Source organism: Sideroxydans sp. CL21 (assembly GCF_902459525.1).
GTDB lineage: Bacteria > Pseudomonadota > Gammaproteobacteria > Burkholderiales > Gallionellaceae > Sideroxyarcus.
In genome coordinates, this window is the sequence record NZ_LR699166.1 from 836,980 (window position 1) to 852,042 (window position 15,063).

The following is a 15,063-nucleotide window of genomic DNA, read 5'->3' on the forward strand; positions in this document are numbered from 1 at the left end:
CTATTTTAAAAAAACAAAAATGTATTCAACAATATCAGCCAAAGAGTCGCTTTCCCGTTGTCTTTGATACAGGAATTGATGATGATCTCCGCAGTTTGGCTGATATTTCTATCATCCCTTTCCGGGAATTTTTTCAAGTAAATGTTCAATCGGCGCAAGTCGAAGATTCAACAACATGGTTTGTAGTTTAGTTGTTTCACCGATCATTCGCGCCTCGGGCGTTTCAGCATTCTTAATCAGCTCGTCAAAACGACTCCAAATGTCTTGTATCTGACTACTCATGGCGTTTTCCTTCAGAATAAAAAAATACAACCGGCACAGATAATTCAATCTTCCCCTTGTGAACCCAATAGCGCAATCAATACGAAAAAGGACAATACCAATTCACTGAATAATTCCAGCCAGCAAAAGTGAACGATACGCTACTGGCAGGCATAAAAATCTAGCCCTGGTTTGTTACATCTTTACGATGGATATATATACCGTCTTTTGATGGCTAGATCACGCGCGGCCTTAATTTTGCCTACCATAGGATTCTCCTATTGAGGGCACATAATTGCGAATAACTGCGGATTACGTAATTCAAGGAGGTACGTGAATCTAAGGGTTTATCTGCATATTCTGCCCTTTGCGCATTTCTTCATAATCTAAACCTTGATTCACCGCGTGAATAAGGATTGAGAACATAACAGATGCATCGGGAGTTTCCTTGCATCTTATTTCCATGCACGCTTTGTCAAAAGACTGTCCAATAAGTCCAATATATTATTGCCGAATCAATAGTGTCCGCACCTTAATTCCAAAGTGCTTTGCCGGATGTGTCTTTTACTTGAGATTTCCATGCGCTGTAGATCATGGTCTTAAGTTTGGCTGGCAGTGGCACGTAATTCAGCTCGGAAGCCAGCTTGTCGCCGTTGGCAAATGCCCAGTCGAAGAATTTCAACACTTCCTTCGTTCTTTCAGCTTTTTCCGCAGATTTGTAGACTAGGATAAAGGTGGCGCCAGTGATAGGCCAGCTATCGGTGCCCGGTTCGTTGGTCAGAATTTCATAGAACCCTTTGTTGGCATCCCATTGGGCATTAGCAGCGGCAGCCTTGAAACTTGCATCGGTAGGCGAAACGAAATAACCGTCGCGATTCCTCAGTTGGGTGTAAGCCATCTTATTCTGTAAAACGTAGGCATATTCCACATATCCGATAGAATTTTTAATGCGGCCCACATAAGAAGCGACGATATCGTTCCCCATGCCACCGGTGCCGACGGGCCATTTCACGGCCTTGCCTGCTCCTACGCTATTCTTCCAGTCCGGGCTGATTTGGGAGAGATAGGTGGTAAAGATGAATGTTGTGCCGGAACCATCTTGGCGGTACATCACGTTGATAGTTTCATTCGGTAAAGCGAGACTTGGATTATCTGCAATGATACGCCTGTCATTCCATTTAGTGATTTTGCCTTGGAAGATGTCGGCCAGTATTTTGTCGTCCAGCTTCAATTGGCCGGGGTCGACGCCATCAATATTGACGACTGGAACTACGCCGCCGATCACGGTTGGGAATTGGGTCAGTCCTGAGACCGTTAATTCACTCGGGTTCATCGGTGCATCGCTTGCACCGAAGTCCACGATTTTGGCCTGGATCTGTTTGATACCGCCACCGGATCCGATGGATTGGTAATTCAAGCCGGTTCCGCTTTGTTTCGAGTAGCCTTCTGCCCACTTGGAGTAGATCGGAGAGGGGAAGGTTGCACCTGCGCCGTTGATGTCGATTGCGTATGCAACGACAGCAGACAATAGAGTGGAGTACAGACCGATGCTGACAAGGATACGTTTCAGGATGCTCATTTTGGGTTTCTCTAGCAGTGATGGTTCGTTTGGATGCTCTTTGTTAACGAAGTACATCCTATTGCAATTTCATTGCAGAATTACTACTCATTGAATAGCAAGAATATATTGGACTTATTGGACAGTGTTCTGCCAGGGTGTGGAGAAATATGACGCAAGGAAAGTCTCTATACGGTCGGAATGTTCGATTTCTGGAAAGCCGAATTAACCATTGTGGGTTAAAAGCGTGAGTACAACAAAATGAATAGCGCGCCTTCCGGCAGATTCAACCGAGGACCGTTTCGGAAATTATCAGCGTCTCCTTGTCTGGCCGAGAAGTGACTCGTTGTAACCTGACAGAAATACCTTCTCAATATAATTCAAACAATCTAACCGAGATATTTCCTGCGTCCCGTTCCATTTTGTCCAGTCATGTACTGGCAACCTACGAAGAGCGTACCTTTGAATTCTGATCTTTACGCTATGAAAACAATTACCAAACTGTTTGAAGCCAGTGTTGCAAAATTTTCAAACAACATTTACCTGTGGGAAAAGCAAAACGGTAAATATGAGGGAACTACGTATAAGCAAACATATGATTTCGTATATAAGTTTGGTGCGGGATTAACGGCTCTTGGTCTTCAGAAAGGTGATCGTGTAGGATTGATTTCAGAGGGCCGCAATGCGTGGATTATTTCAGAACTAGGAATTCTTTATGCCGGCGGTATTAATGTTCCATTGTCGGTTAAGCTCGATTCAATTGCTGAATTCAAATTCAGATTGCTGCATTCAGGATGCAAAATAATTATCGTTTCAAAAGGTCAGACTGCAAAAGTAGAAGAAATCCGGAGCGAGTTGCCTGATCTCGAGATAGTAATTTACTTGGACGGAAAAGAATCTTCAGGCTTGAATGACTATTCTTACGATCAGGTTTTGGATTTAGGCGTTGAATTCCTAAAGACAAGCAAAGAAAAGTTTGAGGCCATTTGCCAAAATATTCAACCCAACGATGTTGCCAATATTTCATACACCTCAGGAACGACATCCGATCCAAAAGGAATAATGCTCTCGCACCTGAATTATGTGGCGAATGTGTTACAGGCAGACACCTTAATGAGCGTTCAGGAAGACTGTAAAACACTGGCATTTCTCCCCTGGGATCACGCGTTTGCACATACCGTCTGTTTGTATTGTTTCATGTACAACGGGGCAAGTGTTGCATCGCTTGAAATAGGTAAGACATCTGCGGAAACCCTGAAAAACATCCCAAAAAATATAAAGGAAATTCAGCCAAATATTCTGATGAGCGTTCCAGCTGTTGCAAGAAATTTCAGGAAAGGTATTGAGGCCGAAATCAGGAAGAAAGGACCGGCTGTAGAAATACTCTTCAAACACGCCCTGAAAATAGCCTACGAATACCACGGGTCAGGATGGAAGCGGAACCCCGGTGCAGTGGCCGTTTATAAACCACTATTGTGGCTATACGATAAAATCCTGTTCAGTAAAATTCGCGAAAGCTTTGGAAACAAACTCGAATTGTTTATTGGTGGCGGCGCCTTACTTGATGTTGAATTGCAACGGTTTTTCTATGCCCTTGGAATCCCGATGTGCCAAGGTTATGGCTTATCCGAAGCGGCCCCCTGCATTTCCTCCAATGTGCCCGATGCGATCAAATTCGGCACGTCCGGGCGATTGGTCAAAAATCTTGACCTGAAAATCTGCGATCCGGATAACAATCAGCTACCACAAGGCGAGATAGGAGAAATCGTTGTAAGAGGCGATAACGTGATGCTTGGATACTGGAATAACCCTAAATCGACAGCTGAAACACTTAGGGATGGGTGGCTATACACCGGCGACAGGGGTTTTATGGATAGCGACGGTTTCCTGCATGTTCTGGGCCGGTTTAAAAGTCTGCTGATAGGAAGCGACGGCGAAAAATACAGTCCTGAAGGAATCGAAGAAGCCTTGATTGAACAATCGCCGTACATTGATCAATGTATGCTTTTCAATAACCAGAATGCATACACCTCCGGAATGATTGTACCCAACATGCCTGCAATTAATCGTGAAATTGAAAAACGCGGTTTGCAACCCGGAACGGATGAAGCATTGAATGAAGCCCTAAGAATTATCCAGCATGAAGTGGATGCCTATAAATCAGGGGGTAAGTTTGCATATTCATTTCCAGAGCGCTGGCTTCCCTCCACCATTGTCATCTTGCCTGAAGCATTCACGCCGCAAAATCAATTGCTTAACTCGACCATGAAAATGGTGCGCGGAAAAATTACTGAGTACTTTAAGTCTGAACTGGAATTTTTATACACATCTGAAGCAAAAAGCATTATTAACAAAATGAATGTGGAAGCTTTGAAAAAATGGCAAGTGAAAGACAATGACTAAAGTTTAATTGTAGTAGTCGCGACTTAATCTGACAGTCACTTCGTCAAATCGGGTAGCCACACTTAAACTCAACCATGAACCAATAAGCTGCATCACTATGGACAAGCAAGCGCGATTTACAAATGCTGCTGCAGTTCGAAAAATTTTCGAGGGATGCGAAAAAAGAGTCTTTCAACACAATCGGCCACAGCGACCTTTGCCTATCTTAGCAGCGAACGGTTGCAGTTCTACTCATAGGAGATATGACTACTTCACGAAAAGCGTTCTTCCTTTTTTGTGGAAAGCAAGATACACAACAGTTGTTAACGAGGCACATTTTTAAAATGTCGAAGCAGCATGTTTGTCCATATCAGGGCGCTAATCACGAAGACAACGATCCCGCCGATAACCCATGAGGCCGGCATTCGCGGTGGCACTAGGGTGTTGGCTCGAATAACCAGCCAATGTATATAGCAGAGAAATACAACCAACATAGAACCGAACCGGGCCATGTGCTGCCGCAGAAACTCTATAGTTTCTGCCTGTCTTTCAGGAGCTAACCAGTACTCTTTGTTTGGTAGCCTGATACCGGCTTTAGGGTTGTTTAAACTGATGGTTGGAACAAAGACAAGCACCAGGGGAAGGACAACGACAAACAGCAGCATGAAACTCTCGTAAGAACCCCGCGTCATAAATCCGTTCGCAGCACCAGAGCCCACAAAATGTGATGCCGCAACCTCCGGCAATCCAAGGCTCGTAAACCAAACGAACAAGGCTGCGCATGCCACTAAGACAAGGAAAACCGTTCTAGCACTACCTTGTTGTATTGCATGCATCGCGATTTGTTGACTACCTGTTTAGACTGGATTACTGAAGGGCCGAAATTGGCCGATTTTTGCCTTGCGACCATCATACGTGCGAGCGTCTCTTGTACTGCGGGAAGCGGGGCCATATGTTAGGCAGCAATAAAGCCTGGCAAATGAGAAGCCTTTACGTCGAAGGTCGCTGTTGATCGACATCCTAGATGTCGATTCTTTGCGCCAATCAGGCAATCAGCAAAGTCGGCATTTGTATCTTTCCACATGAAAAGAGCCTTCTCAACGGTCGGCTCATTTTCAAATTGAATATCGGTCGCATCGAGCAAGCCGGAAATGGCTTCGATGATCTGATTCTTGGGTACGGTATATCGGCTACGTAACACCCATTCGGTTTCCATGAGAACAAATTGGTTTACGAAAACGCTGCGACCTGCCGCAACTTCACGCCTGATCAGCTTGCGAGCCTTCTCAAACTGGGTTTCGTCGTCTCGAACCAAAAAACGAACGAGGACGTTGGTGTCAATTCCAAGCATTAGCGTGACAATTGCTCAATAGGAACAGGCTTCCGTCCCTTCTTGTGCAGCATGCCTGCCAGGTCGGCAGCGCTTTTGCTTTTCACTCGCATGACGACGGTAGAATCAGGCATCAACGTGAAGGTCATTCGGTCTCCGGCCTTCATGTGAAGCCTATCCCGGATTTCCTTTGGAATTGTCGTTTGGCCCTTGCTGGTAAGTGTTGCATCGGTTGTCATCTCAAACTCCTTTAATCCTTACATATCGAATTCTAGTAAGGATGCAATAAAAATGCAATTGGCAAGAAATGCCGTATCTGAACGTCTGCAATGGAGAAGATTCGCGACCGGTTGTTTCTGGCCGACTACGGGATGTCCAACATGTTACTCGGCTATGTCCGTTGCGCAATCAATACCGCTCGTTCAATTTGATATATGTGAAGTTACGATGGCACAACTGAGACGATTCATAATCGTAGCAAATCAACACGAACGCAAAATTGCATGCTGAATGGCTCTTGACCAAACTCAACCGCAGATTACGGATACCTGAAATTGAAAAGGCCAGCACCGGATTTAATCTCGGTGGCGGTTAACTGCCGAAACTATTGCGATGCCGACCCTTCAACGTTGTTGTCTTACGCCAAACTCTGACGATCAATGCGTGGTAACGGGAGTGATTAGAGGCTGCGTATCGTGGCTATGCTTTTTCGCATTTTTGGCCATTCTTTTTTCCTTTGGCGATAACAAAGGCTTCTTCTTGATGTCCCTGCTGGAATGATGTGTCTTGGGCATGATTCGACTCCTTATTAGTGGTTAAGGAAGAAACTGCACTTTTATGCTACTCCAATGCCTGGGCGTTGTCTGGATAATGGTTGATTATTAGAATACGCTTATATTATGATGTTCTCTGTAAGAGAAATACAGCATCAGCGCGGTGGGTCTACGGACAGTTTTTTGTTGGTCATCCTCTGGATAAAAACAATCACGGTTGCGGCTATTGCCAAACAGTTCGGCTGTAGGGCATCAGCTTGGTCTTTTCAGCGGCCACGGTGATTGTGATCTTGCGTCGGATGGGCTGCATGTTTTTGAATTCCTTGACCCGTAACACAACATCTTAAAGTTACAAATTCAAGTAGTTGCTTGTTTGAATTTGGAGAATTGCAGAAGGAGAGAAAATGTCGCGAATCGTAATTCTGGGCGCGGGTATAGCCGGGCATACCGCCGCCAGATACCTCAATAAATGGGTAGGCAAGCAGCACGAAATCGTTGTGGTTTCGCCAAATTCAAAGTGGAACTGGATACCCTCCAATATCTGGGTGGGTGTGGGCCAGATGACCGAGAAAGATGTCACTTTTGACCTCGCCGAGTTGTACGGCAAAACCAATGTGGATTTTCGCCAAGCCAAGGCGCTGTCGATCCATCCGGAAGGCAATGCGGAAAATGCCATGCCTTTTGTCACGGTTGAGTACACCAATCCGGCCAAGACCGGTGTGCAGGAAAAGATCACTTACGATTTTCTGGTGAACGCCACCGGACCCAAGCTGAATTTTGGCGCTACCGAAGGTCTGGGGCCCGACCACGGGCACACTGTTTCCGTTTGCACGGTTGGCCATGCACAGGAAGCCAACCATAAACTGCAGGCCTGCATCGATGCGATGCGCAAGGGTGAACGCAAAACCATCGTAATCGGCACCGGACACGGGATGTGCACCTGCCAGGGCGCCGCGTTCGAGTATATCTACAACGTGGACCATGTACTGCGCGAGGCCGGCGTTCGCGACAAGGCGCGCATCGTCTGGCTCAGCAACGAATATGAGCTGGGCGATTTCGGTATGGGCGGCGTGCATATCAAGCGCGGCGGATACATCACCAACGGCAAGACCTTCGCCGAATCGCTGATGGTTGAGCGCGGCATCGAATGGATCACCCGCGCGCACGTCAAGAAAGTCGAAGCAGGGAAGATTCATTATGAAACGATGGACGGCCAGTTCCATGAACTGGGATTCGACTTCTCCATGCTGATCCCTCCCTTTGCAGGCGTGGGATTGAAAGCGTTCAACAAGGCTGACGAAGACATCACCAGCCAGGTGTTCGCGCCCAACGGTTTCATGAAGGTGGATGCCGACTACACCCAGCGCCCGTTCATGGAATGGAGTGCAAAGGATTGGCCCAGGACTTACCAGACACCGGCATATCGCAATATCTTCGCGGTCGGTATCGCTTTCGCGCCACCCCACCTGATCAGCAAGCCGATGCAAAGTGCCAATGGAACCGCAATCAATCCTACGGCGCCGCGAACCGGCATGCCCTCGGCCGCCATGGCCAAAGCCGTGGCCATGAGTATTCGAGACATGCTGAATGGTGCCGAGAAGCCCACCCACACCGCCTCAATGGCTGAAATGGGCGCAGCGTGCGTTGCTTCCACCGGATCGCACATTTTCAAGGGAACCGCGGCAGCCATGACCGTATTTCCGGTTGTACCGGACTACGAGAAATATCCGGAATTCGGTCGCGACATCAACCTGACCTTCGGCGAAATCGGCCTGGCAGGCCACTGGATGAAGTACCTGCTGCATCATGCCTTCATCTATCAAGCCAAGCTGCGTCCGGGCTGGTCGTTTATACCGGATTGATCTACCATACATTTACAAGGAATCGAACATGGGCAACATCACCAACAGAGAACCTTACCAACAGGCCTACTATCCGCCGGCGCCAACCGGATTTACCCGTTTTATGCGGACGTGCCTGATCTGGCAGCTATACCGGTTTGTGGCCATCAACATCAAGATGCTCAAGCTGATTGCCAAATCGCATCATTAAGGACAGTCGCAATATTCTGGAATCAGTTTTGGCAGCCGACCTGGATAGAGCAGAGGTCTGCACGATCTGTTGATTTCGGAAAGCAGCAAAGTGAAAGCCCGGTTCGCCGGGCTTTTTTCATCAATCAGACTCAGCCCGCAAACCCATGATGGGCAAATCCTCGCGGGGCAGGTTGAGTGCCGCCAGCACTTTGAGCGCCGCGTAGGCATCGTTTGCCGCGTAGAGCATTTGCTGCGGGGTGAGTTGAGGCTGCGACCAATTGGAGGTCGTGGCCTTCTTCGACTTGGCAAAGCGCTGATTGAAGACCAATCCCACTGCGGTACGGACGCCGATTTCTTTCTGGTAGCCGTTCATGCGGAACACCGTATTGAGATCCACCACCCCGCCAAACTTGACGCCCAGTTTTGAAAAGATCTGTCCGCTATCCGATTTAAGTCCGAAGCCAACCTTGATGATCTGAGCCGATTGCAACAGCTCGATCAGGTACGGCAGTCCCTCGGTTCGGTGCACCTGAAACAGGTAGGCCTTGTTGTGCAGGGAAAACTGCACAACGTGCGGCCCTTCACTGATATCGCCCGTGACAAACGTTGGCCTGGATTCCGTATCGAAGCCAACGATGCCCGCAGCCTTGATTTCGGCAGTGGCTGCGGCAAACTCTTCAGCGCTCATCGGGACATGGATGCGTTCCAGCGTGAGACCGTCAAACGGTTCCAGCAGCGAGATCTCGGGCTTGGTCGGGGCGACTTTTTTCATAGGGAGAGAGCGGGGTATTTGAATTGCGAAACTGCTTTCTTTCGCTCAGTTAGGGCATCCCTGCCACATGGCGTGTCTCATTGAGTTTTGCCAGTTTCGCCTTCAGTTCCGGCAAGATGGCCGCGACCGCTTTTTCGCCCTCGAGTACGGCCTTGTTGCGGCCACTTATGTCGGTCGAGGGCAGGCCGGAGGTAACGGGCCAGATGACGATATCCGCGCTGGATTGCTCGTGGCGATTGATGGTCTGCACAAAAATGGAAAAGGTTTGCCACAGAATATCGGTGATGCCTGACGTGCTTTTGTCTTCTGGACGATCTGAAATGTCGACGGCGATGACAAAATCCGCACCCAATGAACGAGCTACACTTGCCGGTACGGGCGCGACCAGTCCGCCGTCCACGTATTCCTGTCCGTTGATGGTGACGGGCTCGAAAAACACCGGCACTGAAGACGAGGCGCGGACTGCCATGCCGGTATTGCCGGAGCGGAACACGACCATCTCACCGGTGCGCAGGTTGGTGGCAACAGCAGCAAAGGTCTTGCCGAGCTTTTCCATAGGCAGGCCGTGTACGTTCCTGTTGATGTAGTCCTGCAGCGCTTGCCCCTTGATGCATCCCCTTTTATTGGAGATCACCGTTTCGACAACGCATTGATACATGCCCGAACCGTCGAGAACCTGGTCTTCATTCATGTTCATCGACAGTTCCTGAATTTGAAAGCCGTTGAGTCCTCCCGCATAGAGTGCACCGACGACAGAGCCGGCACTGGTGCCCACGACGATGTCGGCGGAGATGCCCTGTGCCTCCAGCGCCTTGATCACGCCGATGTGGGCGAAACCCCGTGCCGCGCCGCCGCCCAATGCGATCGCGATCCTGGCGGGCTGGCGCTCCACCACGGGCGGAGGTGGCGTTATTTTGGGGCTGGTACAAGCTGTTGTGACGAGCAACAAAAGGACTGCGAATGCATTTATCTTCATGGTTTCAATTTAAGGGTAGGTATTCGGCCAAAAAAGCTGATGCTACCGGTTCAAACAAGTTCCGGTACATCAGGCGCATGTCATTTGGGGACCATTTTGAAGCGGTCCCTTCAGTCAGGAAAGAGCGCCTGCCAGGCATCTTCAGCACCGACAAGCAAACTCAGTCCGTCCCGCGAGGGCCTTGCACAAGGATCGGCATCCACCGCTTTCGCCAATGCAACCGCGTCGGGCGAGAAGTAGACTTTGACCTCGCAATGGAGGTGCCCTTCCGATTCGTGCCGCATGAAAATCGCAATTTTGCCCGAGCTGCCGGATTTTTCGTATGTTGACAAGAAGAGCGCTTCGAGTTGTGACGACGCTTCTCCAGCCAACATCGCATCGCCGAGATTTTTGGTGAACCATGCGCTCGTCACGATTTCATTGCTCCGCTACTCCGTGCATATCGATCAGTTGTTTGAACAAGCAACCTTTGCACTATGCGCAAGTTAGTAGAGAACCTCCAGCCAGCGGCCTTCGGTGGCCAACTCGTTGCGTTTTGTCATCCACGCCTCGGAACCGACGATGCCGGTCATTGCATTGTCGATCATGCCGAGCATCTGCGTCATGCCTGCCACATAGACGCGGCTGTCCGGGCTGTTCACTATTTCCCAAACTTCGGCTGCATTTTGTTCGATAGCCTGATTCAAGGCGATCGGCGCATTGAAGGCGGGGCGAGGGCTCACCGCCTGGAAGGCCTTGAACGTCGGCTGGTCGAAATAGTTGCCCAGATCGTTGTTGGCATCATTCAGGTAAAGCATTTCCAGTCCGGTACGCGCGCCATGAAACAAGCGCACTTTGCCTTTCCAGCCTCCGTACTGTTCGTAGATCATGCGGATCAGCCCCCTGAACGGCGCGATGCCGGTACCCATGCCGATCATCAGCAGGTTGGCATCCATATTCTTCGGGACGACGAAAGGATAGCCGACCGGGCCGGAAAATTTGATGTCGCTTCCGGGTTGCATGTTGCACAGGTAGTTTGAAGCGACCCCCCCATACTCTTCGCCACTGGCGTCGTCCATGTAGAAACAGCGGCGAACGCAAATCTCGAATTGCGCTCCGGCGTCGGACTGGTCTGTGTCGGCAATCGAATAAAGCCGCGTGTGATAGGGGTTGCCGTATTGGCCTGGGGCGAGGACGCGGATGCAACTGCCCACCCTGCTGTCGAAGTAAGGATCATTCGTTTTGAACACCATTTGCCTGACTTCTTCCCGCGAAGCTTCCGGCGTGATGCGCTTTGAGCTCACTAGCTTTGCGGTATAGATCATTGAGTCGCCCGCCCCGTCTGTAACTGGATTCAACATTGCTTTCTCCTTCAAGTGATTGAACATTGCCGGCCGGCAGGCGCGCTCTGTCGCGCACACCGGGATCGTTTGCCCTCGGGCATTTAGGGCGTTGCGCCAATTGGGGCGTAACGAATCAGTCATGCATCGACCAAGACCATCAGTTTTCGCTCAACGCTTGAATCCGGTCGCAGCCTACTTTTTCTTGTTGTAAGCGGCGGCGATTTCGCGGTACTGCTTGAGCTCGGTCTCGATGGTGGAGAGCTGGTAATAATCGTTGCCTGCCTGCTTGGCCAGTTCAAGCTGCTCGATCGTGCCGGCCAGGTCGCCGTGCAGGATATGAAGATAGGCCAGCATGTGATGCTCTTCCTGGCGCCTGCCCAGCGCGGCATAGGCACGCGCTTCCAGATCGTAAAGTTTCGGGTCGTTGCCGTCGCGATTGACCTGGTCGTCCAGCAGTTTCAGTGCTTCGGTGTAACGCTGGTCCTGCAGCAGCACTTCTGCATAGTCGTAGATCAACGCATGGTGTTCGGGGAAATTCTTCAGTTCGGTACTATAGTAGGCAATGACATCCTTGTCCGGTTTTTCCAGTTGTATGATCCGTCCACCCAGCGTTTCGATGGTTGCGTTGACGGGAGCCTGCTTTTGCAAAATGGCGAATTCCTGTTCCGCGCGTTGCGGCTGGTTGTTGCGCAGCAAAGCCAATACCAGACCGTAACGGTGCGCGATCGGATTGCCGAATCTTTTTGCGCCCAGGGCTTCGTCGAAGAAGGCAACGGCTTCCTGCGGCGGCTTCTGAATGGCGATGATGCGCGAGCGCATCAGCTGGAAATCCAGACTGTCCGGTACCAGATGGTAGGGGATTTGTTCCACCCGGTTTTCCACCTCGGCGATACGTTCATGGGTGACCGGGTGGGTGCGCAGATAGGAGGGCGTATTTCCTTCCACAAGCTGCGTGGCTTTCTGCATGCGCTCGAAAAAAGCGGGCATGGCGCGCGTGTCGAAGCCCGATTTTTCGAGGGTGGCGAGCCCGAAGCGGTCGGCTTCCCTTTCGTTCTGGCGCGTAAAGTTGAGCTGGTGCTGTATTGTCCCCGCCTGGGCGCCGACGATACCGGCGGTTGCGGCATCCGGACTGTTGCGTGCGGCAAGAATGGCCACCGCAAGCGTGGCCAGCGCGGCAAGCGAATCGTAACGCTGGCCGTAGACCATACGCGCGTAGTGATGCTGGGTGACGTGCGAGACTTCGTGGCCCAATACCGAAGCCAGTTCTGACTCGTCTTGCGCCAGCAGTATCAGCCCGGTGTTGACGCCGACAAAGCCGCCGGGCAATGCAAAGGCGTTGATGGCATCGTCGTTGATGGCGAAGAATTCGAACGAATCCCCGGGTTCGGTACTGTTTGCCACAAGCCGCCCGCCAAGGTGATTGAGGTAATCGGAGATCTCCGGATCGTCCAGATAAGTATTGCTGGCGCGAATCTGGAACATGCTCTGTTCGCCGATCTGGCGCTCGATTTGAGGAGAAATTATTTCCTGCGACACATCGCCCAGGTCCGGCAGACCGTCAGCGTAAGCAATGAGTGGCAACGTGAAGAGTACGGAAAGAAGGGACGTTTTCATGAACCATATGATAACACTGACCCTTTTGAGTTCCATGACGGACTGCAATCCCTTGTAAAATGTGTGCTTTCTGGACAGCGCGCTGTCCGGCACGCAAAATGCGCGCCTCTAAAGGTTTTCAGGTTTATGGACAAGGTCGGCAAATACGAGATCGTTAAGGAACTGGGACGCGGTGCAACCAGCACCGTTTATCTCGCGCTCGACCCGTTCAACCAGCAGCAAGTCGCGCTCAAGGTATTCAACCTTAATGTCTTGCACGACAGGACTCGCGCCAAAGCCTATCGCAAGCTTCTTCTCACCGAAGCATCCCTTGCCGGGAAGCTGTCTCATCCCCATATTGTAAAAATTTTCGATGCCATGATGGAAGGCGACGTGAACTATATGGTGATGGAATACGTCGAAGGCGAGACGCTGGAGAAATACGGCGAGGTCGATCACCTGATGGATCTGGGGCGCATCGCCGAGATCATCTATAAATGCTGCAAGGCGCTTGAATATGCGCAGTATCAGGGGGTTACCCATCGCGATATCAAGCCAGCCAACATCCTTATCAGTGGCGAGAGCGATATCAAGATATCCGACTTCGGTGCGGCGGTCATTGATAACCAGCAGAGCACACAGGTAAGCGGAGTGGGATCGCCGGCCTATATGTCTCCGGAGCAGATCAAGGAACAGCCGCTGACCCACCAGACCGATATTTATTCGCTGGGCGTGACCATGTACAGGCTGCTCACCGGCAAGCTGCCGTTCGAAGCGGCCAACAGCTACAGCATGATTTACCAGATCATGAACATTGACCCGCCGCCGCCCAGCACCTATCGCCCGGAGATACCTGCCGAACTGGATGCCATCGTGCTGCGTGCCATGTGCAAGGAAAAGGAACATCGCTACCAGACCTGGGACGAGTTCGCGCGCGACCTGGTGGCGTTCATCACCCACAACGTGCCGCAGCAGGAAGAAATCTTCGATACCGAAAAGTTCGACACCTTGCGCGACTTGAATTTCTTCAGGAACTTCAGCGATGTCGAGCTGTGGGAGGTGTTGCGTATCAGCGAATGGCACAGGGTGGACAAGGACGAATCGATCATTCACGAGGGCGAGGAAGGGCATCGCTTCTTTGTCATCGCCAACGGTTCGGTGCGCGTGGTCAAGCAGGGCAGGTTGTTGAGCCTGCTGCACAAGGGCGATTGCTTCGGCGAGATGGCGCACCTTTCCGGCAAGAATGCGCGGCGCACTACCGACGTGATCACCAAGACCGAGGTGTCGCTGATCGAAGTCGATCCCGAGATGCTGGCACGCGCAACGGCGAGCTGCCGTTACCAGTTCAGCGAGGCATTTCTGGCGATATTGGTGAGACGGTTGTCCATGGCGAACACGCGCATCGCGCGGCTGCTGAGCGACCATGGGGATGAACAATGATTTTTTTGAAGTGGAGAACGTAGAAGTGGCTGAGTTTAAAAATATCACCGTAACCGAATTACCGAATCTGATCGCCAGCGGCAAGGCACAGCTGGTGGATGTGCGCACCGATGCCGAGATTGCGCGCGGCCGTATCAAAGGCGCGATCTGTCTGCCGCTGCATCTGTTGCCGCTGCGTTTGCAGGACCTGGATACAAAGAAGACCACGGTATTCTATTGCCAGGTGGGCGGACGTTCCGCGCAGGCTGCCGCATTTGCCGCGGCACAGGGGCTGGGGGACGTCTACAACCTGCAGGGCGGCATCATGGCCTGGGCGCAGTCGGGCGGAGAAATCGTCGCGTGAGCGGCATCGCCTTCGATGTCGAACTGGATGTGCGGCAAATGGCCTGCCCGATGCCTATCCTGCGTGCCAAGAAATCGCTGTCTGGGATGAGCGCGGGACAGGTGCTGAAGATAGTCGCGACCGACAAGGGTTCGCCCAAGGACTTCGTGGATTTCTGCAAAAAGACGGGGAACGAATTGCTCTCGTCGACTGAAGCCGGCGGCGAATTCATCTTCCTGATCCGCCGCCGCTGAACGCTGTCAAATACCCCCCGCCGTATAAGCTCGTCTGATGGCGTTCT

The 15,063-nt window shown here is 51.1% G+C and carries 16 protein-coding genes; 6 read left to right on the plus strand and 10 right to left on the minus strand.

The features are described from left to right. Positions 1-111 precede the first annotated feature (111 nt). Both QOY30_RS04015 and pstS read right to left on the minus strand, forming a co-directional pair. Positions 112-282, minus strand: coding sequence for a hypothetical protein (locus QOY30_RS04015; protein WP_283743345.1), 171 nt, complete (start codon positions 280-282; stop codon positions 112-114). A gap of 511 nt (positions 283-793) precedes the next feature. After that, the gene (gene pstS, locus QOY30_RS04020) at positions 794-1,840 is read right to left on the minus strand and encodes a phosphate ABC transporter substrate-binding protein PstS (protein ID WP_283743346.1); all 1,047 of its coding nucleotides are present in this window, start codon (positions 1,838-1,840) and stop codon (positions 794-796) included. Positions 1,841-2,302: 462 nt separating this feature from the next. Here pstS and QOY30_RS04025 point away from each other — a divergent pair, with 462 nt between their 5' ends. Further along, a complete protein-coding gene (locus tag QOY30_RS04025; RefSeq protein ID WP_283743347.1) occupies positions 2,303-4,222 on the plus strand; it encodes an AMP-dependent synthetase/ligase in 1,920 nt (639 codons plus the stop codon). A gap of 302 nt (positions 4,223-4,524) precedes the next feature. On the opposite strand, the gene QOY30_RS04030 is transcribed toward QOY30_RS04025, so the two are convergent. The 3 genes from QOY30_RS04030 to QOY30_RS04040 form a co-directional block, all read right to left on the minus strand. Continuing rightward, positions 4,525-4,866, minus strand: coding sequence for a hypothetical protein (locus QOY30_RS04030; RefSeq protein WP_283743348.1), 342 nt, complete (start codon positions 4,864-4,866; stop codon positions 4,525-4,527). A 290-nt stretch (positions 4,867-5,156) separates the two neighbouring features. After that, positions 5,157-5,552 carry a type II toxin-antitoxin system VapC family toxin gene (locus QOY30_RS04035; protein ID WP_283743349.1) on the minus strand — a complete coding sequence of 132 codons (396 nt, stop codon included), beginning with the start codon at positions 5,550-5,552 and terminating at the stop codon, positions 5,157-5,159. Continuing rightward, a complete protein-coding gene (locus QOY30_RS04040; protein WP_283743350.1) occupies positions 5,552-5,770 on the minus strand; it encodes an AbrB/MazE/SpoVT family DNA-binding domain-containing protein in 219 nt (72 codons plus the stop codon). Before QOY30_RS04040 ends, QOY30_RS04035 begins: the two co-directional genes overlap by 1 nt. A 938-nt stretch (positions 5,771-6,708) precedes the next feature. Here QOY30_RS04040 and QOY30_RS04045 point away from each other — a divergent pair. Together QOY30_RS04045 and QOY30_RS04050 are read left to right on the plus strand one after the other, a co-directional pair. Next, on the plus strand, positions 6,709-8,166 hold the full coding sequence (locus QOY30_RS04045) for an NAD(P)/FAD-dependent oxidoreductase (protein WP_283743351.1): 1,458 nt from the start codon (positions 6,709-6,711) through the stop codon (positions 8,164-8,166). A gap of 28 nt (positions 8,167-8,194) precedes the next feature. After that, positions 8,195-8,356, plus strand: coding sequence for a hypothetical protein (locus QOY30_RS04050; RefSeq protein ID WP_283743352.1), 162 nt, complete (start codon positions 8,195-8,197; stop codon positions 8,354-8,356). A gap of 120 nt (positions 8,357-8,476) precedes the next feature. On the opposite strand, the gene QOY30_RS04055 is transcribed toward QOY30_RS04050, so the two are convergent. From QOY30_RS04055 to QOY30_RS04075, 5 genes are all read right to left on the minus strand, one after another. Next, positions 8,477-9,109, minus strand: a complete 633-nt coding sequence (locus QOY30_RS04055; RefSeq protein ID WP_283743353.1) for a 3'-5' exonuclease — start codon at positions 9,107-9,109, stop codon at positions 8,477-8,479. Positions 9,110-9,158: 49 nt separating this feature from the next. Beyond that, complete coding sequence (locus tag QOY30_RS04060; protein ID WP_283743354.1) at positions 9,159-10,085, minus strand: patatin-like phospholipase family protein; 927 nt, start codon at positions 10,083-10,085, stop codon at positions 9,159-9,161. A 110-nt stretch (positions 10,086-10,195) separates the two neighbouring features. After that, the gene (locus QOY30_RS04065) at positions 10,196-10,498 is read right to left on the minus strand and encodes a hypothetical protein (RefSeq protein ID WP_283743355.1); all 303 of its coding nucleotides are present in this window, start codon (positions 10,496-10,498) and stop codon (positions 10,196-10,198) included. 72 nt (positions 10,499-10,570) lie between these two features. Then, positions 10,571-11,425 carry an FAD-binding oxidoreductase gene (locus tag QOY30_RS04070; protein WP_283743356.1) on the minus strand — a complete coding sequence of 285 codons (855 nt, stop codon included), beginning with the start codon at positions 11,423-11,425 and terminating at the stop codon, positions 10,571-10,573. 174 nt (positions 11,426-11,599) lie between these two features. Continuing rightward, positions 11,600-13,021, minus strand: a complete 1,422-nt coding sequence (locus QOY30_RS04075) for a M48 family metalloprotease (protein WP_283743357.1) — start codon at positions 13,019-13,021, stop codon at positions 11,600-11,602. Between the two features lie 126 nt (positions 13,022-13,147). Here QOY30_RS04075 and QOY30_RS04080 point away from each other — a divergent pair, with 126 nt between their 5' ends. From QOY30_RS04080 to QOY30_RS04090, 3 genes are read left to right on the plus strand one after another with little or no spacing between them, the layout of a single operon-like run. Further along, positions 13,148-14,440, plus strand: a complete 1,293-nt coding sequence (locus QOY30_RS04080; RefSeq protein WP_283743358.1) for a serine/threonine-protein kinase — start codon at positions 13,148-13,150, stop codon at positions 14,438-14,440. Between the two features lie 25 nt (positions 14,441-14,465). Further along, on the plus strand, positions 14,466-14,783 hold the full coding sequence (locus QOY30_RS04085; RefSeq protein ID WP_283743359.1) for a rhodanese-like domain-containing protein: 318 nt from the start codon (positions 14,466-14,468) through the stop codon (positions 14,781-14,783). 5 nt (positions 14,784-14,788) lie between these two features. Then, on the plus strand, positions 14,789-15,016 hold the full coding sequence (locus QOY30_RS04090) for a sulfurtransferase TusA family protein (RefSeq protein WP_283746025.1): 228 nt from the start codon (positions 14,789-14,791) through the stop codon (positions 15,014-15,016). The last annotated feature ends 47 nt before the right edge of the window (positions 15,017-15,063 follow it).

What these genes read in the sequence shown, in the direction of transcription:
- QOY30_RS04015 (WP_283743345.1), bottom strand. Translation starts at nt 282, where the DNA reads ATGAGTAGTCAGATACAAGACATTTGGAGTCGTTTTGACGAGCTGATT.
- pstS (WP_283743346.1), bottom strand. Translation starts at nt 1,840, where the DNA reads ATGAGCATCCTGAAACGTATCCTTGTCAGCATCGGTCTGTACTCCACT.
- QOY30_RS04025 (WP_283743347.1), top strand. Translation starts at nt 2,303, where the DNA reads ATGAAAACAATTACCAAACTGTTTGAAGCCAGTGTTGCAAAATTTTCA.
- QOY30_RS04030 (WP_283743348.1), bottom strand. Translation starts at nt 4,866, where the DNA reads ATGCTGCTGTTTGTCGTTGTCCTTCCCCTGGTGCTTGTCTTTGTTCCA.
- QOY30_RS04035 (WP_283743349.1), bottom strand. Translation starts at nt 5,552, where the DNA reads ATGCTTGGAATTGACACCAACGTCCTCGTTCGTTTTTTGGTTCGAGAC.
- QOY30_RS04040 (WP_283743350.1), bottom strand. Translation starts at nt 5,770, where the DNA reads ATGACAACCGATGCAACACTTACCAGCAAGGGCCAAACGACAATTCCA.
- QOY30_RS04045 (WP_283743351.1), top strand. Translation starts at nt 6,709, where the DNA reads ATGTCGCGAATCGTAATTCTGGGCGCGGGTATAGCCGGGCATACCGCC.
- QOY30_RS04050 (WP_283743352.1), top strand. Translation starts at nt 8,195, where the DNA reads ATGGGCAACATCACCAACAGAGAACCTTACCAACAGGCCTACTATCCG.
- QOY30_RS04055 (WP_283743353.1), bottom strand. Translation starts at nt 9,109, where the DNA reads ATGAAAAAAGTCGCCCCGACCAAGCCCGAGATCTCGCTGCTGGAACCG.
- QOY30_RS04060 (WP_283743354.1), bottom strand. Translation starts at nt 10,085, where the DNA reads ATGAAGATAAATGCATTCGCAGTCCTTTTGTTGCTCGTCACAACAGCT.
- QOY30_RS04070 (WP_283743356.1), bottom strand. Translation starts at nt 11,425, where the DNA reads ATGTTGAATCCAGTTACAGACGGGGCGGGCGACTCAATGATCTATACC.
- QOY30_RS04075 (WP_283743357.1), bottom strand. Translation starts at nt 13,021, where the DNA reads ATGAAAACGTCCCTTCTTTCCGTACTCTTCACGTTGCCACTCATTGCT.
- QOY30_RS04080 (WP_283743358.1), top strand. Translation starts at nt 13,148, where the DNA reads ATGGACAAGGTCGGCAAATACGAGATCGTTAAGGAACTGGGACGCGGT.